At 48.7% G+C, this 21,584-nt stretch carries 20 protein-coding genes, 1 pseudogene and 1 riboswitch; of the genes and pseudogenes, 18 read left to right on the top strand and 3 right to left on the bottom strand.

Translation table 11 applies throughout. The features are described from left to right. Window positions 1–70 precede the first annotated feature (70 nt). A complete protein-coding gene (locus MHB78_RS16775; RefSeq protein WP_046132998.1) occupies window positions 71–1,390 on the bottom strand; it encodes an amino acid permease in 1,320 nt (439 codons plus the stop codon). A 294-nt stretch (window positions 1,391–1,684) separates the two neighbouring features. Here MHB78_RS16775 and MHB78_RS16770 point away from each other — a divergent pair, with 294 nt between their 5' ends. Further along, the gene (locus MHB78_RS16770; RefSeq protein ID WP_046132999.1) at window positions 1,685–2,638 is read left to right on the top strand and encodes a ring-cleaving dioxygenase; all 954 of its coding nucleotides are present in this window, start codon (window positions 1,685–1,687) and stop codon (window positions 2,636–2,638) included. Window positions 2,639–2,734: 96 nt separating this feature from the next. On the opposite strand, the gene MHB78_RS16765 is transcribed toward MHB78_RS16770, so the two are convergent. Then, window positions 2,735–4,042, bottom strand: a complete 1,308-nt coding sequence (locus MHB78_RS16765; RefSeq protein ID WP_065894234.1) for a trypsin-like peptidase domain-containing protein — start codon at window positions 4,040–4,042, stop codon at window positions 2,735–2,737. A gap of 166 nt (window positions 4,043–4,208) precedes the next feature. On the opposite strand from MHB78_RS16765, the gene proG reads away from it, so the two are divergent. From proG to MHB78_RS16710, 11 genes are all read left to right on the top strand, one after another. Beyond that, window positions 4,209–5,042, top strand: a complete 834-nt coding sequence (proG, locus tag MHB78_RS16760; protein WP_046133000.1) for a pyrroline-5-carboxylate reductase ProG — start codon at window positions 4,209–4,211, stop codon at window positions 5,040–5,042. A 180-nt stretch (window positions 5,043–5,222) separates the two neighbouring features. Continuing rightward, on the top strand, window positions 5,223–6,047 hold the full coding sequence (locus MHB78_RS16755) for a M55 family metallopeptidase (protein ID WP_046133001.1): 825 nt from the start codon (window positions 5,223–5,225) through the stop codon (window positions 6,045–6,047). A 16-nt stretch (window positions 6,048–6,063) separates the two neighbouring features. After that, window positions 6,064–6,990 (top strand): ABC transporter permease, encoded by a 927-nt coding sequence (locus tag MHB78_RS16750; RefSeq protein ID WP_046133002.1) that lies wholly within the window; start codon window positions 6,064–6,066, stop codon window positions 6,988–6,990. Window positions 6,991–6,995: 5 nt separating this feature from the next. After that, complete coding sequence (locus tag MHB78_RS16745; RefSeq protein WP_046133003.1) at window positions 6,996–7,958, top strand: ABC transporter permease; 963 nt, start codon at window positions 6,996–6,998, stop codon at window positions 7,956–7,958. A 3-nt stretch (window positions 7,959–7,961) separates the two neighbouring features. Continuing rightward, a complete protein-coding gene (locus MHB78_RS16740; protein WP_046133004.1) occupies window positions 7,962–8,960 on the top strand; it encodes an ABC transporter ATP-binding protein in 999 nt (332 codons plus the stop codon). Between the two features lie 21 nt (window positions 8,961–8,981). Then, window positions 8,982–10,604, top strand: a complete 1,623-nt coding sequence (locus MHB78_RS16735; protein ID WP_046133005.1) for a peptide ABC transporter substrate-binding protein — start codon at window positions 8,982–8,984, stop codon at window positions 10,602–10,604. Window positions 10,605–10,687: 83 nt separating this feature from the next. After that, on the top strand, window positions 10,688–11,611 hold the full coding sequence (locus MHB78_RS16730; protein ID WP_046133006.1) for an LD-carboxypeptidase: 924 nt from the start codon (window positions 10,688–10,690) through the stop codon (window positions 11,609–11,611). Between the two features lie 11 nt (window positions 11,612–11,622). Then, window positions 11,623–12,711: a dipeptide epimerase gene (locus tag MHB78_RS16725; RefSeq protein WP_046133007.1), complete on the top strand. Its 1,089-nt coding sequence runs from the start codon at window positions 11,623–11,625 to the stop codon at window positions 12,709–12,711. After that, window positions 12,708–13,619: a C40 family peptidase gene (locus tag MHB78_RS16720; protein WP_046133008.1), complete on the top strand. Its 912-nt coding sequence runs from the start codon at window positions 12,708–12,710 to the stop codon at window positions 13,617–13,619. Before MHB78_RS16725 ends, MHB78_RS16720 begins: the two co-directional genes overlap by 4 nt. Continuing rightward, window positions 13,616–14,629 (top strand): oligopeptide/dipeptide ABC transporter ATP-binding protein, encoded by a 1,014-nt coding sequence (locus MHB78_RS16715; protein ID WP_046133009.1) that lies wholly within the window; start codon window positions 13,616–13,618, stop codon window positions 14,627–14,629. Before MHB78_RS16720 ends, MHB78_RS16715 begins: the two co-directional genes overlap by 4 nt. Before the next feature lie 78 nt (window positions 14,630–14,707). After that, window positions 14,708–15,166, top strand: a complete 459-nt coding sequence (locus MHB78_RS16710) for a patatin-like phospholipase family protein (protein WP_065894236.1) — start codon at window positions 14,708–14,710, stop codon at window positions 15,164–15,166. Between the two features lie 700 nt (window positions 15,167–15,866). On the opposite strand, the gene MHB78_RS16705 is transcribed toward MHB78_RS16710, so the two are convergent. Beyond that, window positions 15,867–16,733 (bottom strand): dimethylarginine dimethylaminohydrolase family protein, encoded by an 867-nt coding sequence (locus tag MHB78_RS16705; RefSeq protein ID WP_046133013.1) that lies wholly within the window; start codon window positions 16,731–16,733, stop codon window positions 15,867–15,869. A gap of 186 nt (window positions 16,734–16,919) precedes the next feature. On the opposite strand from MHB78_RS16705, the gene MHB78_RS16700 reads away from it, so the two are divergent. The 6 genes and pseudogenes from MHB78_RS16700 to purU all read left to right on the top strand — a co-directional run bounded on the left by MHB78_RS16700 (window position 16,920) and on the right by purU (window position 21,542). Then, complete coding sequence (locus tag MHB78_RS16700; RefSeq protein WP_046133014.1) at window positions 16,920–17,438, top strand: acyl-CoA thioesterase; 519 nt, start codon at window positions 16,920–16,922, stop codon at window positions 17,436–17,438. Window positions 17,439–17,745: 307 nt separating this feature from the next. Next, window positions 17,746–19,049 (top strand): annotated as a pseudogene (locus tag MHB78_RS16695) (pectate lyase). A 112-nt stretch (window positions 19,050–19,161) separates the two neighbouring features. Beyond that, the gene (locus MHB78_RS16690; RefSeq protein ID WP_046133015.1) at window positions 19,162–19,683 is read left to right on the top strand and encodes a DinB family protein; all 522 of its coding nucleotides are present in this window, start codon (window positions 19,162–19,164) and stop codon (window positions 19,681–19,683) included. Window positions 19,684–19,731: 48 nt separating this feature from the next. Next, a riboswitch (guanidine-I (ykkC/yxkD leader) is annotated at window positions 19,732–19,835 on the top strand. Window positions 19,836–19,898: 63 nt separating this feature from the next. Beyond that, window positions 19,899–20,228, top strand: coding sequence for a multidrug efflux SMR transporter (locus MHB78_RS16685; protein ID WP_046133016.1), 330 nt, complete (start codon window positions 19,899–19,901; stop codon window positions 20,226–20,228). Next, entirely contained in the window at window positions 20,228–20,542 is a 315-nt protein-coding gene (locus tag MHB78_RS16680; RefSeq protein ID WP_046133017.1) for a multidrug efflux SMR transporter, read from the top strand. The genes MHB78_RS16685 and MHB78_RS16680 overlap by 1 nt, the downstream gene beginning before the upstream one ends. 97 nt (window positions 20,543–20,639) lie before the next feature. Next, window positions 20,640–21,542 (top strand): formyltetrahydrofolate deformylase, encoded by a 903-nt coding sequence (gene purU / locus MHB78_RS16675; RefSeq protein ID WP_046133018.1) that lies wholly within the window; start codon window positions 20,640–20,642, stop codon window positions 21,540–21,542. Window positions 21,543–21,584: the final 42 nt, after the last annotated feature.

Genomic DNA, 21,584 nt, shown 5'->3' with positions numbered 1-21,584 from the left:
TTGTCGATCAAGCCACTTTTGTTTGTGACTTTGTCGACAAGCTGAAGCCGCCGGCAATTGCCGGCGGCTTTTAAACGGAGGAATGTCTTTTTTTCATCCAAAAATACAACGGCAGTCCGGCAAGGCCGATCAAGATCGACCATAAACAGCTGTAAAAGTCCGTAATGAGCGTGCTTGCGAGGACAAACATAGATCCGGCGATGGCCGCAATCGGCAAATACGGGTAAAGCGGCACACTGTACGATCTTTTCAGTCCGCTGTTTTTCCTCCTTAAAATAAACACCGCGAAAAATGCCATCACATAAAAGATGTAGATCATAAAAATCGAAACCTCTGACAGCTTTTCAGGGTTGCTGATGACCATCAACATACAGGCGATGACGATCTGTACGATCACTGCGATCCATGGCGTACGAAACGTCGGATGGACGTGTGAGATCCAGTGCGAAAACGGCAGCTGTTTCTTTTCGGCCATCGCGAATATCACGCGCGGAAAGGACAGCACCTTTCCATTTAAGCATCCAAAAATGCTGACGATGATTCCGATGGAGATCAGTTTGCCGCCGATCGGCCCGAATAGCATCGAAGCAGCCGTGCCCGTCGCATTCTCTCCGAGTTCAACAATTTGATCAGCCGGTAAAACATGAAGCAGCGCTATATTGATAAACAAATAGCAGGCCGTGACCAGGAGAATGCCTCCGGTCATCGCTTTGGGAAGCAGCTTCTCAGGATGCTTCATCTCCCCTCCGAGCGCTGCGAGAAGAATCCAGCCGTCATATGCAAACAATGTCGCCAAAACGGCGGCCCCGAAGTTTTGGTCACTGATGGTGGATGTGACTGTGCTGAAGATCTGCTCATCACCTTTCCAAAGGCCGAAAATCACGATAAAGACAATGGGGATCAGCTTTCCGACTGTCGTGAGCGTCTGAATCACTCCGCCGTATTTAGTGCCGATGATGTTGACGATGCACAAAAAGGCGAGGGTGATGATGCCGACAAGCGCTGCCCATGACTTGTCCCAGGAAAACAAATGGGTCACGAGTGAGCCGAAATACAATCCGATGGCGCCGATGATCGCCGGTCCGTATATGATAATCTGGACCCAGCCGCACAAAAAGCCCCAAAACTCTCCGTAAATCTCTTCAAGATACGTATAAAGACCGCCTGTTTTCGGTATCTGTGTGCCGATTTCGGCGATGGTCAATCCGCCCGCAAGCGTTAAAACCCCTCCGAGAAGCCAGGCGAAAAGCGCGATCTGCGAATTTCCGGAATAAGAAAGAACGCTGCCGGGCTTCATAAACACACCCGAGCCGATGATCGTTCCAATGACAAGAGAAAGCGCAAATAACAAGCCTATCTCTTTCCTGAGTCCGTTTACGTCTGCATTCATTTGTTACGCCTCCCATTGTTCATCTAAAAAACTTTTTTTATATTGTAATACCAATTTCGTAAAATAAAAATAAAATAAATTTTCTGATTTTCGTATTTTGACGTTTTTATTCATTTTTAATCGGGTGAATTGCCTTTTTTTAGTTTTATAAACGAACTTTAGTAGCTGATAAAATAGTTATTGTTAGGTTTTTTTCGGTCGAGTCGAATCGATTGACTTTTGCCGCGAAATCACATAATTTGGACATAAGATATATCTCGAATTCGAGATATTTTTGAATAGGAGAGGATCTACATGAAAGTACACGGTATTCACCACGTATCTGCGTTAACGGCAAATGCGCAAAAAAATCTCGATTTTTATGTGAGAGGGCTTGGAATGAAGCTTATCAAAAAAACGGTCAATCAGGATGATCCGACCATGTATCATTTGTTTTACGGGGATGAGGTGGCGACTCCGGGATCGGATTTGACGTTTTTCGAGATTCCGATGCTCGCGCGCCGCATAGAAGGAACAAACTGCATTTCTTCGATATCGCTTCGCGTGCCGGGGGAGGAGGCGCTCCGGTTTTGGGAAAAACGCCTCGATGAGCTCAGCATTCGCCGCGGAGACATCACAAAGCGGGCAGGGCGCAGCATTCTCAGTTTTTCAGATCATGAAGGCCAAAACATCATTCTCGCTGCTGATGAAAAAGGTAAATACATAGGAGTGCCTGTGAAAAACAGCGTCATACCTAAAGAATATGCAATCAGGGGACTCGGCCCGGTCGAGCTGTCGGTCTCTGATCAGGCGCCGACTGCATCAGTTCTGACAGACATCCTCGGCTTTCAGCAGATTGCTGAAGAAACCATCGCGGACACCGGCCGCAAGCTCCTCATTTTTGAATCAGGAGAAGGCGGGGCCGCGACGGAAGTCCACATCACGGAGACGAAAGACCACAGAAGGGAGCGCCCGGGAAAAGGAAGCGTCCATCATGTCGCATTCCGCGTCAAAGATGAGGAAGAACTGCAAAAATGGCATGAAACCATCAGCGCGCACGGCTTCACCAATTCCGGCATCGTGGAACGCTATTATTTCAAAGCGCTGTATTTCAGAGAACCGAACGGCATCCTGTTTGAACTGTCGACAGACGGTCCCGGATTTGCCGTTGACGAAGACATCGATGAGCTTGGTCAAAGCCTCGCGCTTCCTCCGTATCTGGAAAACAGGCGAAACGAAATCGAAGCCCGTCTGAAACCGATTAAATAATAGAAAAGTCAAGGCCTTTTTCGGGCCTTGATTTTTTTGTTATGCAAAAAGGCCGCCGGTTATTCCGGCAGCCGGGGGGGGGGGATGCGTATTGAATTAAGAAGAAGTTACTTCTTTTTGATCAAGCTTCACTTGTTTTGTCATCGTTTTGCCGTTTCTGATGATCGTCACTTTCACCGTTTCGCCGATTTTCGTATCCTTGTAGAGGATGCTGCGAAGGCTGCTTCCAGAATCGGTTTCCTTGCCATTCAGGCTGATGATGACATCATTTTCTTTTAGACCCGCTTTTTCAGCAGGAGATCCTGACGCGACCTGGCCGATGTAGACGCCTTTGTTTAATTGGCTTCTGGTCAGTCCGAGCGTGCCTGTTTGATAGTTTTCAGGAACCTGGCTGAGATCCATCATGCTGATGCCGATATACGGTCGTTCGATTTTGCCTTTTGACAAAAGTTGCTCTGCAATGGGCTTGACGTCATTGCTCGGAATCGCAAACCCGATTCCTTCAACGCCGGTTTCGCTGATTTTCATGCTGTTAATGCCAATCACTTCGCCTTTTTTATTGAGCAGGGCTCCTCCGCTGTTGCCCGGATTGATCGCCGCATCCGTCTGAATGACGTTCATCTCGGTTTCGCCAGCTGACGTATCGACGGAAACGGTCCGGTTTACGCCGCTGATGATTCCTTGCGTCACGGTGCGGGAAAGGTCTTTGCCGAGCGGGTTCCCGATCGCGACGACCTGCTCGCCCGCTTTCAGGCTTGAGGAGTCGCCGAATGTTGCGACTTTTTCAACGTTGGCAGCAGAAATTTCCACAACGGCAAGATCTGTCAATGAATCGCTGCCGACCAGCTTGCCTTCCACTTCTTTTCCGTTTGAAAGGGAAACCGTCAGCTTACTCGCGCCCTCGACAACGTGGTTGTTTGTAATGATATAAGCTTTTCCGTTCGCTTTTTTATAAATGACGCCTGAACCTGTGCCCGTTTCCTCTTCGCTTGAGCTTCCGCTGGTTGTTCCGTTTTCGCTGCTTTCAAAGCCGAACATGCCGCTCTGCGATTGTTTTTGATAATTTGAGATGCCGACGATGGCCGGCGATACATTTTCGACCATTGTTGAGACATCTGTCGAACTTGAGCTTGACAGCTTTTCGGTTTTCGTATTTTGCGAGGAAGATGTCGTCGTATCCGCCGTTTGTGTTTGCGCGGCCGATGTCGTCTTCTCGGTTCCGCTGTGCTGAAATGTCGTGACGCCGAGGACAAGGCTTCCTCCGATGATGCCGCTGATGATCGGCGTCAGCCAAGAGAGTTTTCGTTTTTGCTGTTCCGCACGATTGACAGTGTGACTAGCCTGATGTTCAGGGATGATGATTTCATTTTTGGGTTCACGTTTGTTTTCCCTATTGTATTCCATGTTCTCCACGCTCCTATTGTTATCATAACCTTTGATGCATACATCATAAACAAAGAGTGTGGGATAAACATGAAAAGATTGTGGGAAATTGTAAAAGAAACAGGGTAATATAGAAGGAGGGCCGCCTGACGGCTTGTGTACAAAAAATTCCCTGAGGTGTTATACGTTGAATAAAATCGGTTTTATCGGGTTTGGGAGCATGGCAGACATGATTGCGTCCAAACTGCTTGAACAAGGAAAAATTGATGATCATATGGTGTCAGTAAATACAAGGACGATCGGCAGCCGAGCGGAAGAACTAGCGAAACGCTATCCGAACGTTTCCTTCCAATCGGCTGAAGAGCTGGCAAAAGAATGCGGCCTTATCTTCATATGCGTTCCCCCTTTGGCAGTCGAAGAAGCGGTCACAAAAATCAGCCCTTTTCTCCGGGAGGATGCGCATATCGTATCGATTGCCGCTGCAGTTACGATCAGTCAGCTTCACAAATGGACAGACCGGCAATCATCAAGATACATACCGACTTTGACATCTGAGACGGGTACCGGTATTTCGCTTGTCGTTCACGGGGAACGGGTGACGGAAGACAACAAAAAACGGCTCGAAGAATATCTCTCTTTATTTAGTACGGTGAAAAACATCCGTGAAGCAGATATCGATGCCGCAAGTAATTTAACAAGCTCATCGCCTGGATTCATTGCTTCGATTTTTGAAGAATTCGCCCAGGCTGCACTCAGGAACAGCAGCCTGACAAAGGAAGAAGCATTTGACTTTCTGATCCATTCTTTAGTCGGCACGGGAAAACTTTTACTGGAAAAACAAATGACGTTTGAAGAAACGCTTCAAAGGGTGGCGACAAAAGGAGGCATCACCGCCGAAGGGGCCGATGCAATCCGGAAGGCGGCGCCGCAGATGTTTGACGAGGTATTTGTCAGAACAATGGAGAAATACAAGGAAATAAACGAAGCAATTAACCGCCGGAAAAACGGGATTTATGAATGAGAGGCTGCAAGCACGCGGCCTTTTTTCATTGTCACTCGATATATTTCTACACTTTTCCATTGTGATCTTTGATTTCTAAAATTGTCAAAAGTTATTGCAATCCTATTAAAATTCTAATATAATTTGTTAGAATATTCTTAAAATAATACAAAATTTGAGAGATTTGTCAGGGGGTTTTTGATGAAGCTGTATATGTCTGTTGATATGGAGGGGATTTCCGGGCTTCCGGATGATACGTTTGTCGATTCCGGCAAGCTGAACTATGAGCGGGGCAGAGCAATCATGACGGATGAAGCCAATTACGTCATAGAAGAGGCGTTTAAAAACGGCTGTTCTGAAGTGCTTGTCAATGACAGCCATTCGAAGATGAACAATCTTCTCATCGAACGGCTTCATCCTGAAGCGCAGCTGATCTCAGGGGACGTCAAGCCGTTTTCGATGGTGCAGGGGCTTGATGACACGTGCGGGGGAGCGATATTTCTCGGCTACCACGCAAGGGCGTCGATGAAAGGCGTTATGTCGCACAGCATGATCTTCGGCGTCAGGCATTTTTACATAAACGATCAGGCCGTCGGCGAGCTCGGATTTAACGCCTATGTCGCGGGCTATTACGGCGTTCCGGTGCTGATGGTGGCCGGTGACAAACAGGCGGCGCTCGAAGCGGAGGAGCTCATTCCGAACGTGGCGACGGCCGCCGTCAAAGAGACGATTTCCCGCTCGGCTGTCAAATGTCTGACGCCCGAGAAAGCGGGGCGGCTTTTAAAAGAGCAGACTGCCTTTGCGCTCCGAAACAAGGATAAAATCAAACCGCTCGCACCTCCGGACAGGCCGGTGCTGAGCATCGAATTTGCCAACTACGGTCAGGCGGAATGGGCGAACTTGATGCCTGGCACCGACATCAAACCGGGAACGACGATCGTCCGCTATGAAGCAAAGGACATTTTGGAAGCTTACCAGGCGATGCTTGTGATGACAGAGCTTGCGATGAGAACGACATTTTCATAGGAAGGTGTGATGAAAAATGGCGGGTTACATCATCAAGCGGCTGCTCTCGATGGCGGCGACCATTTTGGTAATTACGACGCTGACCTTTGTGATGATGAAAGTGATACCCGGCTCTCCTTTTAACGAGGAGCGGACTACAAATGAAGCGGTGCAGCAAAACCTTGAGGCTTACTACCATTTGGACGAGCCTCTCTTTGTTCAATATTTGTTTTATTTGAAATCGATCGTCACGTTTGATTTCGGCCCGTCGATCAAACAGCCGTCGCAGAGCGTGAACGATTTGCTGGCAAGAGGCTTCCCCGTTTCGTTTGAACTGGGGATGACGGCGCTTGTGATCGCAATTCTGTCAGGCGTCGTCCTCGGCATCTTTGCGGCGCTTCGGCAAAACGGAATCATCGATTATTTGGCGATGACGCTCGCAGTTCTCGGAATTTCCGTTCCGAACTTTATTATGGCAACCATGCTGATTCAACAATTTGCCGTCAATTGGAACATCTTTCCGCCGTCGACATGGACGAGCCCGATGCATATGGTGCTTCCGACAGCCGCTTTGGCCATGGGGCCGATGGCGATCATCGCCAGGCTGACGCGTTCCAGCATGATAGAGGTATTGACCCAGGATTACATCCGGACGGCGAGGGCAAAGGGGCTTTCCCCTTTTAAAATCGTCGTGAAGCATGCGCTGAAAAACGCGCTCATGCCCGTCATTACCATTCTCGGGACGCTCTCAGCCGCGATTTTAACGGGCAGCTTCGTCATTGAAAAAATCTTCGCCATTCCGGGAATGGGAAAATACTTCGTCGAAAGCATCAACTCCCGCGATTATCCCGTCATAATGGGAACCACCGTTTTTTACAGTATCATCCTCATCGTTATGCTGTTTCTAGTCGACATGGCCTACGGAATTCTAGATCCGCGCATTAAACTGCATAAGAAAGGGTGAGACATATGAGCCTCCCAGTTCGCACGGAACATAAAGCGCCGCCGGGCGGGCATATCCCGAACGAATGGTTCGTTCCGAAAAAACAGAAAAAAGGCGAAAGCGAATCTGTCGTAAGGCCGAGCCTTTCATACTGGCAGAACGCCTGGCGGATTTTAAGAAAAAACAAGCTTGCGATGACCGGTCTAGGGATTTTAATATTCCTCTTCATCATGGCGGCTCTCGGACCCGTCTTGTCTCCGCACAGCGTTACACAGCAATCGCTCTCACAGCAAAATCTTCCCCCGTCCGGAGAGAATTGGTTCGGAACGGACGAGCTTGGCCGCGACGTGTTTACAAGAACATGGTACGGAGCCAGAATTTCTCTTTTTGTCGGTGTGACGGCGGCTTTGATCGATTTTGCGATCGGCGTTGTTTACGGCGGGATTGCAGGGCTTAAAGGCGGCAAAACCGACCATATCATGATGCGGGTCATCGAAATCCTTCACGGTCTCCCGTATTTACTCGTCGTCATCCTTTTAATGGTGCTTATGGGACCGGGGCTCGGAACGATTCTCGTTGCGCTGACCGTCACCGGCTGGGTCGGGATGGCCCGGATCGTCAGGGGGCAGGTGCTGAAGGTCAAGCATGATGAACACGTTCTCGCATCGAAAACGTTCGGGGCGGACACGATGCGGATCATCAGAAGGAATCTGCTTCCGAACATGATGGGGACGATCATCGTTCAGATGACGCTGACGGTGCCGTCGGCCATATTCGCCGAAGCTTTTTTAAGCTTTCTGGGCCTTGGAATTCAGGCTCCGTTCGCCAGCTGGGGCGTTATGGCAAACGACGGTTTGCCGGTGATTTTGTCAGGACATTGGTGGCGGCTGTTCTTCCCGGCTTTCTTTATTTCGCTGACGATGTTCGCCTTCAACGTTCTTGGGGACGGCCTTCAGGATGCACTTGACCCGAAGCTGAGGAGGTCATGACGATTGCGGAAGAAAATATTGGAAGTCGATAACCTGCATGTTTCGTTTTCGACATACGGCGGGACGGTCAAAGCCGTCCGGGGCGTGAGCTTTGATTTATATGAGGGAGAAACGTTTGCGATCGTCGGCGAGTCAGGGTGCGGAAAGAGCGTCACTTCGCAAAGCATCATGCAGCTTTTGCCGAAGCATTCGGCCGTGATCACGGGCGGTTCGATTCGCTTTAAAGGAAAAGACCTGTGCCGTCTGCCTGAAAAGGAGATGAGGGCGATTCGAGGGGCGGAAATCTCGATGATCTTCCAGGACCCGATGACGGCGCTCAATCCGACTTTGACCGTCGGTGATCAGCTGGCAGAGGCGATCCTGCAGCACCGGGACGTGACGAAGGACGAAGCGAAAAAAGCTGTGATCTCGATGCTTGAGCTTGTCGGAATTCCGAATCCGAAAGAGCGCTTAAAGCAATATCCGCACCAATTCAGCGGAGGGATGAGGCAGAGGATCGTGATCGCGATGGCGCTGATTTGCGAACCTGAGATCCTGATCGCTGATGAACCGACAACGGCGCTTGATGTCACCATACAGGCGCAGATCCTTGAACTGTTTAAAGACATTCAGCGGAAAACCGGGGTGGCGATCATTTTAATTACCCATGATTTAGGCGTTGTCGCACAGACGGCTGACAGAATCGCGGTTATGTATGCGGGGAAAATCGCGGAGACGGGAACGAGAGCAGACATTTTTTATCATCCTCAGCACCCGTACACAAAAGGGCTGCTGAAATCCGTGCCGAGGCTTGACCTTGATGATGCAGACCTCGTTCCGATCGAAGGGACGCCGCCGGATTTGTTTTCCCCGCCTGAAGGCTGTCCGTTTACCGCCCGCTGCGGGTGCGCAATGGAGGTCTGTGAAAGGGTCTATCCGGTGAAAACAGAGGTGTCGGCGGGGCATGACGTATGCTGCTGGCTTCAGGATGAACGGGCCAAGCGGGCTATACTTTCGTCTTAACAAATGAAACGGGGGGATTTGATGAAAAGATGGTGGAGCAGTTTGATCGTCATAGTTGGTCTCGTCATGCTGTTCGGATGTACGGCCAATGAACAGGCAGGACAGGATGCTGGGGGAAAAGGAAACCATGCGGAAAAAGAACAGGTGCTAAAGCTGAACAATGAAAACGAGCCGACGTCATTCGATCCGCCGATCGGCTTTGATAATGTGTCATGGCAGGCGCTGAATAACCTGATGGAAGGGCTCACCCGGCTTGGCTCAGATCATGAGCCTGAGGCTGCTTCAGCCGAAAAATGGAACATTTCCGATGACGGAAAGACATATACTTTTACAATCCGCGGGCAGGCGAAATGGTCAAATGGCGATCCGTTGACAGCAGGCGATTTCGAATACGCCTGGAAGCGCCTGCTCGATCCGAAAACGGGTTCATCCGCCGCATTTTTAGGATATGTTATCGAGGGCGGTGAAGCGTTTAACAGCGGAAAAGGCTCAAAGGACGATGTCAAGGTTACAGCCGTTAACGACAAAACGCTTAAAGTCACGCTGACAAGCCCGCAAAAATCGTTTTTAAGCATCGTCTCAAACCCGGCCTTTTTCCCAGTCAACAAGAAAATAGCCGAAGAAAACCCGAAATGGCATGAGGAAGCTGACACATTCGTCGGGAACGGGCCGTTTCAACTGACGGAGTGGAAGCATGATGAAAGCCTGACGATGAAAAAAAGCGGTACGTATTGGGATAAAGATACCGTCAAGCTTGATAAAGTCACATGGGCGATGGTCAATGACAGAAATACCGATTATCAAATGTTTGAGTCAGGCGAGCTTGACACAGCTTATGTGCCGGCGGAGATGAGTGAAAAGCTGATGGGATCTGACGAGGTGAAGGTGTTTGACCAGGCCGGCCTTTATTTTTACAGATTCAATGTCAATATGGAGCCTTTCCAAAACGAAAACATCAGAAAAGCGTTCGCGATGGCCGTTGACCAGCAGGAAATCGTCGACTACGTCACGAAAAACGGTGAAAAACCTGCGCGCGCCTTCGTCTCGCCGGGCTTGAAAGGATCAAACGGCAAGGATTTTCGCGAGGAAGGCGGGGATTTGGTCACATTTAACGCCGAAGAAGCGAAAAAGCTCCTTGAAAAAGGAATGAAGGAAGAGCATTATGAGAAGCTTCCTGATGTTACGCTGACATACAGCACAAAGCCCGAACATAAAAAGATGGCCGAAGCGATTCAGCAAAAGCTGAAAAGCGTATTGGGCGTGAACGTGAAGCTGGCCAATATGGAATGGAACACTTTCCTTGAAGAGCAAAAAGCGCTCAAATTTCAATTTTCCCAAAGCTCTTTTTTGCCTGATTATGCCGACCCGATCAACTTCCTGGAAAGCTTTCAAACCGGCAATTCGATGAACAGGACCGGCTGGAGCAGCAAAGCGTATGATCAGCTGATTAAAGAGGCAAAACAAGAAGCTGATGAAACAAAGCGCGATAAACTGTTGCACGAGGCTGAAAAACTGCTGTTTGAAGGCATGCCGATCATTCCGGTCTATTTCTATAATCAGGTTCACTTGGAAAAGGAAAATGTAAAGGGCATCATCCGCCATCCTGTCGGCTATATCGAACTGAAATGGGCCGAAAAAACGTAGTCTAAAAAAACGTCCGCCCGGGACATTCATGTGCGCTTTTCGCACAGTTTTCGGGCGGTTTTTTCACAAAGGGGGACTTAGCATTGAGAGTAGCACCTCGCAAACTTGAGAGAGGGGATGTGGTCGGAGTGATCGCTCCCGCCAGCCCGCCCGTCGCAGAACGGCTTGATAAAGCCGTCGAATATTTAAAAGAGCTTGGGCTCCGCGTCAAATTCGGCCGCGCCGTCGGCAAAAGGTGCGGCTATTTGGCGGGAACTGATGAAGAGCGCGTCAACGACTTGCATGAAATGTTCCAAGACCCTGACGTAAAAGCGGTCATTTGTGCGTGCGGTGGATATGGCACGGGGCGGATCGCAGAGCGGATTGATTATGACATCATCAGAAATCATCCGAAAATTTTTTGGGGCTACTCAGACATCACCTTTTTACATATTGCCATCCAGCAATGCACCGGCATGATCACATTCCACGGCCCGATGTTAAGCTCTGACATCGGAAAGGAAGACGTCCACCCGCTGACAAAGCAGTCATTTCAGCAGCTGTTTCACAGCATGACGCTCAGCCTGACCGAAGAAGTGTCGCCTTTAGAGGCAATCGTCAAAGGAACAGCGAAAGGCGGACTGATCGGCGGAAACCTCGCACTCCTCGTGACGACCCTCGGCACGCCGTATGAAATCGATACAAGAGAGAAGCTTTTGTTTATTGAAGATATCGATGAAGAGCCTTACAGAATTGACAGGATGCTCAACCATTTGAAAATGGCCGGGAAATTGTCCGATGCCGCAGGCTTTCTGCTGTGCGATTTTCATGACTGCATTCCGAAAAAGCGCGATGAGTCACTGATGTTGAAGGACATTATTCAAGACTATATCATTCCGGAAGGAAAACCGGCGCTGTCCGGCTTTAAGATCGGCCACTCTTCTCCGAACATTGCCATTCCGATCGGAGCTGAGGGCGTGCTTGATGCCGATAAAAAGCAGCTCATCATCGAACCGGGAGTTTCTTAAAGGAGGCCGCCATGAAAATTACGGGAATTCATACATACCGTATTGCCGTTCCGCTAGTAAAGCCGTTTAAAACCGCGCTCAGAACGGTACGTACCGCAGAAGCCGTCATTGTGAAAATGTCGGCTGAGAATGCGGCGGGCTGGGGGGAAGCGCCGCCGACTGCCGTCATTACCGGAGAAACCCTTGACAGCATCGAAAGCGCGATCAAGGAAGTATTCGCCCCGGCTCTGACCGGCCGAAGTTTACTAAATGCAGAAGCGATATTTCACGACATCGGGAAACTGATGAGCGGAAATACGAGCGCAAAGGCAGCCGTTGATATGGCCGTTTACGATTGTTTATCACAGATGTGCGGGCTTCCCCTGTATCAATTTTTGGGAGGATACAGGAAGGAGATGGAGACGGATTTCACCGTCAGCGTCAATGATCCGGATGAAATGGGCGAAGACGCTGCCGGCTATGAAAAAGCCGGATTTCGCACGTTAAAAGTAAAGGTTGGAAAAGACGACATCGAGACCGATCTTGCCCGCATCCGTGAAATCCGCAGACGGACGGGGCCGGGCGTGAAGATCCGGCTTGACGCGAATCAAGGCTGGACACCGAAACAGGCGATCAGAGCGATCAAAAAGATGGAGGATGAAGGGCTTGAGATTGAGCTTGTCGAACAGCCTGTCCATAAAGGCGATCTTGCAGGATTAAAACGGGTGACAGACGCAGTCGATACGCTGATCATGGCGGATGAAAGCGTCTTTTCGCCGGAGGAGGCGTTTCAGGTGCTGAAAACGAAAAGTGCTGATTTGATCAACATCAAGCTGATGAAAGCAGGCGGCATCAAGAGGGCGCTGAAAATCAATGCGATCGCGGAAGCGTGCGGAGTCGAGAGCATGGCAGGCAGCATGATCGAAACAAGGCTCGGCATTACGGCGGCCGCCCACTTTGCAGCAAGCCAAAAAAACGTGACAAGGTTTGATTTTGACGCGCCGCTGATGCTGAATGATGATATCGTCGAAGGCGGAATCAGCTACGCCGGCAGCAGGATTGTGATGCCTGATGCACCCGGGCTCGGCATATCAGGCATCAAAGGGGAGGCGATACGATGAATGTGTATACGGCAGCCGTTTCAGTAGCGAACGTCTGGACGGATCCTGACGCACCGCGGAGGATCGATCAGGCAATGCTCTCGCGGCCCGTCCATGTAAAAGAATGGCTTGATTCTTTAACATATGAGAAGCGCCTTGAGCTGTGTACGGCGAATCTCATTCAAACACAGGTGCTGTTCGGTGAAGAAGTGCTGGTCCTTGAAGAAAGGGACGGCTGGGCAGCGGTTGTGATCCCCGGACAGCCGTCGGCGAAAGATGAACGCGGCTATCCGGGCTGGATGCCGAAAGCCTGTCTGGCAAAAAAACGCCGGGTGAAGGCGGAAGCGTTTGCCGTCATCCGAAAGCCTACCGCCTATTTATATACGGAGGAGAAAAAGAGAGAGTTCGAATTAAGCTTTCTCACGTCGCTTCCCGTTTTCGGGGAAGAAAGCGCCTGGTATCAAGTCGACACGCCGTTGGGGCCAAGGCGGCTGAGGAAAGAGGACGCCGGCACATTATCCGGTGAAAAAGGTTCGGGAAAAGACATCGTTCAAACGGGAGAAGCTTTTTTGCACCTGCCTTATCTGTGGGGCGGAATGAGCGGATTTGGCTATGACTGTTCAGGTTTTGCGTATTCGATGCTGAAAGCGAACGGCTATTTTGCGCCCCGGGATGCCGGTGATCAGGCAAAGGGCGGCAGAGAAGTTCCGTTTAGCCGGCCGGAGCCGGGAGATCTGTTGTTTTTTGCATATGAAGAAGGGCAAGGCCGGGTGCATCATGTCGGCATTTACTGTGGAAACGGAAAGATGCTTCATTCTCCGAAGACCGGCAAAACGATCGAAATTATATCCATCGAAGACACGGTATATGAAAAGGAGCTGTGCGCGATTCGGCGCTATTTTTCACCAAAAACGGGGGGAACGGCATGAAACGGAATACACTGCTGAACGTCAGCCGTCTGAAAATGCATTTTGACGCCGGGAAAGGCAAAACGGTCAAAGCGGTCGACGGTATTTCATTTGAAATTAAAGAAGGGGAGACATTCGGGCTCGTCGGTGAATCAGGCTGCGGCAAATCGACGACGGGCAGGGTGCTGATGCGCCTTTACGAACCGACCGAAGGCGAGGTTCGATACCGGGGGAAAAACATCCACGCATTGGACGAATCCGAATCGTTTCAATACAACCGCAAAATCCAAATGATCTTTCAGGACCCATATGCTTCATTAAACCCGCGGCTGACGGTCAGAGACATTATGCTTGAGCCGATGGAAATCCACGGCCTGTACGAAGGGCGGAAGGGGCGGCTTGAAAAAGCGGACGAGCTCCTGGAATCGGTCGGCCTGCACCGCAGCTTTGCCGATCGTTATCCCCACGAATTCAGCGGCGGCCAGAGACAGAGAATCGGGATTGCGAGGGCGCTCGCCCTGGAGCCGGAGTTCATCGTAGCCGACGAACCGATTTCCGCACTCGACGTTTCCGTGCAAGCCCAGGTGGTCAATCTGCTGAAAAACCTGCAAAAAGAAAAAGGATTGACCTTCCTGTTCATCGCCCATGATCTTTCAATGGTCAAGCATATCAGCGACCGGATCGGCGTCATGTATCTCGGCCACATGGTTGAAATCACGGCGAGCGCCCGATTGTATAAAGAACCGCTTCATCCGTATACACAGGCGCTTTTGTCCGCCATTCCGATTCCTGACCCGGATATTGAAGACAAACGGAAGCGAATCATTTTAAAAGGCGAGCTTCCAAGCCCGATCGACCCGCCGACAGGGTGCGTATTCAGGACAAGGTGCCCTGCTGCGATGGACATTTGCGCTGCGGAAAAGCCCGTATTGAAGGAAGCTGAGGAAGGGCACTTCGTCGCCTGCCATTTGTATGACGGGGATGTGAAAAAGGAGGCCGATGATGTGAAGGTGACGGTACAGGCCAGATAGGGATCAGTATTTTCGAACAGCATAAATCATGTTCTCCGAAAGAATAATAAAATGAATAGTTTTGAAGAAGGAGACTTGATGATGCTCGAAGAAAGGAAAGGTAACCTCGGTTTGGCTCTTTCTGGCGGAGGTTTTTGCGCCGCATTCTTTTATATCGGCGTTCTTGCAAGAATGGCCGATATGGGACTGCTTCGTCATGTAGAAGTAATCTCTACCGTATCGGGAGGATCAATTATTGGTGCGCTATTTTACCTTCACCTCAAGAACATGCTCGAGGAAAAACAGGGCTCTGAAATTAAAGATGAAGACTGTCAAGATATGTTGGAAACGATTCAAAACGAGTCTCCTCGCGGTTCAACACAGCATACGGTTGCATACTTTTCTCATCCATTCCCAAAATTTAAGAATGTGTTTACCCGATTCACGAAGGGATTATGTCGGAGAGACAATTGCTTAAACATGAAACAGCAATCCATTAAGTCCAGTGTAAAAAATGCGAAAATCCCGATACATATGATGAACGCCACCCGGTCATAATTGGGTATTTACCGTTTCGGGAATGGAGGAAACGAAGAGAGACAATAGCGTGCTGCCCGTAGACTGGAATTTCAATCTGCCGCCTTAAAGGACCTTAACAAGCGTACGGTGTCAATGACGAAGTTCAAACGCTTCTTCCAGACCTTGACTCTTTTTCTGATGCAGAAGCCATGCCGGACGGCTGTAAAATGAGCGGATGCGAAATCAATCGCTCAAAGGTTAAAGATTTTGCTGCGAAGCACCCTATTCCAAAAATAGACTACCGCTTTTTTGAAATTGAAGAACGGCTTACTTCACGGAACATATACCCTTACTATAAACGGCTGTTAGAGGCTGCAAGCAAAACTTTGTTTAAAGCTTTTCGAATAAACATTGTTTTGAAAATTGCCGGTTTCGCAATCATGGCATTTTAAGCATCATGCTTTTTATAATGCTGCCTCAACACTTTCACGTTCCAAAGGCGCTACTGACTCCGGTCATCTTTTTCCTTTTACTTTTAAAGGCAATGTATGCAGACTTACTGAAAGCACCTGCAGTAAGGATCATGTTGAAAATTGTACCTGCTGTAATCATAGCTTTCACAGGGGGTTTGTTAATCGGTCTTTATCTTGTTACACTTGATAAGCTCTATTTATATTTGGGAAGCATGAAGAGGTTAAAAAGAAAGGCAGAAAAAAAGGAGCCGCTTTAATCGGCCTCCTTACGTACAGCTCCGCTCAAGCGGCATCGTACAGCATCTGAAAGAACCGCCTGACTTGATAATCTCCGACAGGTCGACTTCAATAACCGTATAACCTCGCGACCTTAGCTGTCTGTTGACCGCCTGATTGTCAGGGAGGCTGATGACGGTTTGATTTCCGATGGAAAGCACGTTTGTTCCCAGTCTGAACTGTTCATGCTCAGGTATCTCGATCATATCGTAGCGCTCTTTAAGCACCTTGTATTCGCGCTTTCCTAGCGCTTTTGGATAGACGAGCGCTTCGTGCGGAGAAATAATGTTGAAGACGCAATCAAGATGAAGGAAGGTTTCTTCAAATGGAACGGGAATCACTTCGTGTGTAGGAAGCAGCCGTTTAAGCTCCTGAACGGCTGAAAGCGATGTCCGTTCGCTGATGCCGGCATACACGGTATGCTGATCGATGAGAATGTCGCCTCCCTCTATTTTATCGCCTTTGTTTAACGAACGGTAAGCGATGTTTTCTTTTGAAAGCCACTCCTGAAGCACGGTTTCCTCACCCTGGCGGATATCGGCCGAGAGCCGGGAGGTAAAAACAGTCTCCCCGATCGTAAATCCGATATCCCTTGTGAAAACCTGCTCGGGAAATTGGCTTAAAGCAGGAAGCAGCACTACTTCGATGCCGCGGTTTTCCAATTCCTTGACAAATGCTTCATGCTGGCGGACGGCAATCGTTATATCGATATTTTCTTCATGGAAGTGTTTCTGCGTTTCATTGATGACATCCTTAATCGTCATATATTCCGGCCGGCACAGCACAACTTTTTTCAAAATGTCGTATTCGCTGGTGCAGTTTGCTTTATCATTTTTTTTCGATACTGCTGAATCCATGTGCTCTCCCCCGTCTCGTGATCATACTGCCATTATTCCCTTCCCAGCGCAGGAAATAAACGCTTTCGAAAGAAAACCTTACAGATTATCCGGATAAAAAACTTTAGACAAATGAATTCTAATAGTGTTTAATAAAGAAAATTCCACTTCACAAACACATTCAAGACATCAAAGGAGTAATGGAACATGAATCGACCGGAGAAAAAAAACTGCAAGGAATCGAAAGTTGTCAAAACGAGCCGGGTTTTTCCGCTTGATACGAACAACCACAACACGCTGTTCGGAGGGAAGCTGATGAGCTATATTGACGACATCGCCTCGATTTCCGCAGCAAGGCATTCCAGATGCGGGACGGTGACCGCATCGATGGATTCTGTCGATTTTCTCGAACCGATCGGCCAGGAGGATTCGGTTTGTCTCGAATCTTACGTAACATGGGTGGGAAGAACGTCTATGGAGGTATTTGTCAAAGTGATTAAAGAGCATTTGCTCACAGGGGAACGCAAGCTTGCGGCCACCTCCTTTTTAACGTTTGTGGCGTTAGACAAAGACGGAAATCCCCAGCCCGTTCCGCAGGTCGTACCTGAGACTGAAGAAGAAATCATGCTCCACCAAACGGCCAAACAGCGGGCTGAAGAACGAAAAAGTCACAGGAAGCACAGCAAAGCGCTCGCCGAAGCCCTTGCGGTGGACAAGCCGTGGTAAGCCGGCCAACCCCGTCTCTTTTTACAAAGAGACGGGGTTTTCTTTTGCACCCGGCAGAGCCGACACTTTTTTTGAATAAGAGATTTCAAATGATGAATTATTCTAAAAAAATAACTAGCCGATCTGGTTATCTTGATTTTCTACGCTTTTAGGAAGATTTTTATCGAATTAATCGGGATGATTGTCATAAAAAGAATAAAAATGAAAAATTGAAAAATAGGAGGAAAATATGTTGTTATTTGTATTCCTGTAAAATATATTAGTTTTTGTGAAGTTTTTGTGAAAAAATTTGGATGAGGTGTATGAAATGAAAAAAGGTTTTGGTTTAATCGCGCTTGCCATGCTGGCGTTCAGTTCTTCCGTGCCCGTTCACGCGGCAGACCACGGGCGTGAAGTGCTCGGAGCGAATGACGGCTGGGGAGCTTACGGCGAAGGTACGACCGGAGGTGCTGAGGCTTCCTCTGATCATGTATATACGGTGGAAAACCGGCAGGAGCTTGTGGATGCGCTAGGCGGAAAAAACAGTACCAACGGCTCCAACGATACGCCGAAAATCATTTATATCAAGGGAACGATTGATCTGAATGTCGATGATGAAAATAAATTTTTAGGCTATGATGATTATCGGGACCCCGAATACAGCCTTGAGAAATATTTAAACGCGTATGATCCCGATAAGTGGGGGAAAAAGGAGCCGTCAGGAGAGCTTGAGGAAGCAAGAGCCCGCTCAGAAAAAAATCAAAAAGAGCGGGTTGTCATTAATGTCGGGTCCAATACGACGATCATCGGATTAGGGGATGACGCGAGAATCGTCGGCGGAGGTTTTCAAATCAAACAGGCGGAAAATGTGATCATTCGCAATATCGAATTCGAAAATGCGTACGACTATTTTCCGGCCTGGGATCCGACGGACGGGAGCGACGGAAATTGGAACTCTGAATTTGATAATCTATTAATCGATCAATCGGAACATATTTGGATAGACCATTGCTCATTCAACGACGGAAACAAACCTGACGAATTGAATGGAACGTATTTCGGACGCGAATTTCAGCATCACGACGGACTGCTTGACGTCAAAAAACAATCGGATTTTGTCACAGTGTCCTATAATGTATTCTCAGGACATGATAAAAACACGATTGTCGGATCAAGCGACAGTTATTCCTCGATAAAGGCCATTTGAGAGTGACTTTCCACCATAACATGTATGAAAACATCAAGGAGCGCGCACCGCGTGTCCGCTACGGAAAAGTGCACATTTACAACAACTATTTTAAAAACACGGATAATAACTACGATTACTTATGGGGCGTAGGATATTCTTCAAAAATTTACGCCGAGGACAACTACTTTGAGCTGCCTGAGGGAACGAAGCCTCAGAAGTTGATGAAAGCCTTTAAAGGGGATGCTTTATACGAAGAAGGTACGCTCTTAAATGACCAAGAAAGCGTCTCGAAAATCGATGTTGTCAGCACCTATAATAAGGCGAAAAGCGCATCGATCAAAAAATCGGTAGGCTGGAAACCTGAGCTTTACGGGAAAATCGACGCTGCCAGTGACGTACCTGAAATCGTCGAACAGCAGGCCGGCGCGGGTAAATTGAAATAAGCTGAAAAAAGAGGACAACCTGAATGTCCTCTTTTTTTTAAAAGTTTACAATCTGAACGTTCGGGTGCTAAGATTTTGCCATGATAGCGTTTTTGATAGAGGAGTGAAGGGGATGGGATTTGTCAAAGATTTGCATACTGAGGAAAAGATGGCGCCGGCCGTGGGGGTTCTGTATTCGGCCGTCAGTGAAAATGTCGAGCGGCTGAAGTCGATCGTCTCCGGCATCAGCCCCGAGCTTCTTGAGTATAAAGGAGAACACGGCGATCAAAACAGCATCGCCCAGCTGATCAGCCATTTAATCAATGTCGACACCCGCTGGGTGTTCAGACTGAGGCAGGAGAACCTGCCGCGGGAATTGGAAGAAGCGATCGGTCCGATGACAGATGAAAACGGCCTCCTGCCTGAGGTGAAAGGTGTTCCGCTGTCCGTATTATTGTCACGGTACGACAAAGTGCTTGAAGAGTTGAAAAACACCGCCGGACAACTGACGGAAGAAGATTTACTGAAGACCGTCCCGTACGAAGGAGATCTTGCCACGATCCGCTGGGGGATCTGGCATATGTCGGATCATAACCGCTATCATCAGGCGCATATTCAAGCATTGATTAATGCGTTTCGCAAGCGCGGAGGTTGAATTCGTTCTAAAAGGCTGGTAATCTATACAGTACATGAAGAATACAGCGTTAAAGTTTTCTAGGGTTCCGCACGTCTTTTGATGTGGTCTGGTCCGAGAGAAAACACATATGAAGCTTCATATGCACACGGAGGGATAAAAGCCCGGGAGTATCGTTTTCCATCGATAAACCCGGGCTTTTCTTTGCGCTGATAAATGAAATGGAGGGAATGAATATGAAATGGGGAAGCGTCGTACTGGCCGCCTTATTTGAAATTGTTTGGGTGACCGGGCTGAAACACGCAGATACGGCCATTGAATGGATCGGCACGGCATTTGGCGTCGTCGCCAGCTTTTATCTATTGGTGAAAGCGGGGGAGAAGCTGCCGGTCGGAACCGTTTATGCAGTATTTACAGGCCTTGGCACAGCAGGCACTGTCCTGTGTGAGATCATCCTGTTTCACGAACCGGCCGACATCGTCAAGCTCGCCTTGATCGGCGTTTTGCTGTGCGGTGTGATCGGGCTGAAACTAGTGACACATGAAGAGAAAGGGGAAGAATCGTAATGGAATGGATCTATTTAATTGCCGCCGGATTGCTCGAAATGCTCGGCGTAACAATGATGAACCAATTTCATAAGGATAAGCGCTTAAGATGGATTTTTCTGTTGATCATCGGTTTTGCCGCTTCGTTTTTCCTGCTTTCGCTCGCGATGAACGCATTGCCGATGGGCACGGCATACGCAGTTTGGACGGGTATCGGAGCCGCGGGCGGAGCGCTCGTCGGCATTCTCTTTTACGATGAACCGAAGGATGCCAGACGCATCTTTTTCATCGCGCTTATTTTGGCATCTGCCGTCGGGTTGAAGCTTGTCAGCTGATCTTTGGCAAAATAGGCCTTCATAAATTGATTTTTCAATAAACTCCAGTATAATGAAAAGATAGTTTATGATTACGAAAAAGAGGGTTTAACAAAACATGAAATCGTATATGAAACAGCAGTTAAAGCAATATCAGGAAACCAATCGTGAAAAAGCGCGCCTGCTCGTAAGCTGTCCTGATCAGCCGGGAATCGTTGCGGCGGTTTCTTCGTTTTTATTTGAAAACGGCGCAAATATTATCGAATCCAGCCAATATACGACAGATCCCGAGGGCGGCCGCTTTTTCTTGAGAATCGAATTTGAAGCGCCGGGAATCCGTGAAAAGATCGGCAATATGAAAGACATGTTCGCTTCTGTGGCTGAGTCTTTCCAAATGACATGGAGCATCGCCCCGGCAAGCGAATTAAAGCGGGTCGTCATCTTTGTTTCAAAAGAGCTGCATTGTCTGAATGAGCTGTTGTGGGAATGGCAGAGCGGCAATTTGATGGCGGAGATTGCTGCCGTCATCAGCAACCATGAGGATGCGAGGGAAACCGTTGAATCGCTCAACATCCCGTTTCTTTATATGAAAGCGAATAAAGACATCCGCAAAGAAGTCGAAGCGCAGCAGCTCAAATGGCTTGAAGAATACCGCGCGGACGTTATCGTTCTTGCCCGCTATATGCAGATTCTGACGCCGGACTTCGTCTCGGCGCATCCGAACAAAATCATCAATATCCATCATTCTTTCCTGCCCGCTTTTATCGGGGCCAACCCGTATAAACGCGCATACGAAAGAGGCGTCAAATTAATCGGCGCCACATCCCATTATGTGACAAACGAATTGGATGAAGGTCCGATCATTGAGCAGGATATAAAACGAGTCGATCACAGAGACAATGCGGAGGCGCTGAAAAACATCGGCCGCACGATTGAACGAAGCGTTCTCGCTAGAGCGGTCAAATGGCATTTGGAAGACCGGATCATCGTGCACGGCAATAAGACGATCGTCTTCAACTAAAAAGTCTTGACAGCGTCCGTTTTCCTCTGCATAATAATAAAA

The organism is Bacillus sp. FSL K6-0138, assembly GCF_037982765.1.
Lineage (GTDB): Bacteria > Bacillota > Bacilli > Bacillales > Bacillaceae > Bacillus > Bacillus glycinifermentans.
Note: the sequence above shows the minus strand (reverse complement) of the source record. Positions and strands in the feature narration are given on the sequence as shown.

Excerpts from the sequence above, each read along its gene's own strand:
- MHB78_RS16775 (WP_046132998.1), bottom strand. The coding sequence starts at position 1,390 with ATGAATGCAGACGTAAACGGACTCAGGAAAGAGATAGGCTTGTTATTT.
- MHB78_RS16770 (WP_046132999.1), top strand. The coding sequence starts at position 1,685 with ATGAAAGTACACGGTATTCACCACGTATCTGCGTTAACGGCAAATGCG.
- MHB78_RS16765 (WP_065894234.1), bottom strand. The coding sequence starts at position 4,042 with ATGGAATACAATAGGGAAAACAAACGTGAACCCAAAAATGAAATCATC.
- MHB78_RS16755 (WP_046133001.1), top strand. The coding sequence starts at position 5,223 with ATGAAGCTGTATATGTCTGTTGATATGGAGGGGATTTCCGGGCTTCCG.
- MHB78_RS16750 (WP_046133002.1), top strand. The coding sequence starts at position 6,064 with ATGGCGGGTTACATCATCAAGCGGCTGCTCTCGATGGCGGCGACCATT.
- MHB78_RS16745 (WP_046133003.1), top strand. The coding sequence starts at position 6,996 with ATGAGCCTCCCAGTTCGCACGGAACATAAAGCGCCGCCGGGCGGGCAT.
- MHB78_RS16735 (WP_046133005.1), top strand. The coding sequence starts at position 8,982 with ATGAAAAGATGGTGGAGCAGTTTGATCGTCATAGTTGGTCTCGTCATG.
- MHB78_RS16725 (WP_046133007.1), top strand. The coding sequence starts at position 11,623 with ATGAAAATTACGGGAATTCATACATACCGTATTGCCGTTCCGCTAGTA.
- MHB78_RS16720 (WP_046133008.1), top strand. The coding sequence starts at position 12,708 with ATGAATGTGTATACGGCAGCCGTTTCAGTAGCGAACGTCTGGACGGAT.
- MHB78_RS16715 (WP_046133009.1), top strand. The coding sequence starts at position 13,616 with ATGAAACGGAATACACTGCTGAACGTCAGCCGTCTGAAAATGCATTTT.
- MHB78_RS16710 (WP_065894236.1), top strand. The coding sequence starts at position 14,708 with ATGATGCTCGAAGAAAGGAAAGGTAACCTCGGTTTGGCTCTTTCTGGC.
- MHB78_RS16705 (WP_046133013.1), bottom strand. The coding sequence starts at position 16,733 with ATGGATTCAGCAGTATCGAAAAAAAATGATAAAGCAAACTGCACCAGC.
- MHB78_RS16700 (WP_046133014.1), top strand. The coding sequence starts at position 16,920 with ATGAATCGACCGGAGAAAAAAAACTGCAAGGAATCGAAAGTTGTCAAA.
- MHB78_RS16690 (WP_046133015.1), top strand. The coding sequence starts at position 19,162 with ATGGGATTTGTCAAAGATTTGCATACTGAGGAAAAGATGGCGCCGGCC.
- MHB78_RS16685 (WP_046133016.1), top strand. The coding sequence starts at position 19,899 with ATGAAATGGGGAAGCGTCGTACTGGCCGCCTTATTTGAAATTGTTTGG.
- MHB78_RS16680 (WP_046133017.1), top strand. The coding sequence starts at position 20,228 with ATGGAATGGATCTATTTAATTGCCGCCGGATTGCTCGAAATGCTCGGC.
- purU (WP_046133018.1), top strand. The coding sequence starts at position 20,640 with ATGAAATCGTATATGAAACAGCAGTTAAAGCAATATCAGGAAACCAAT.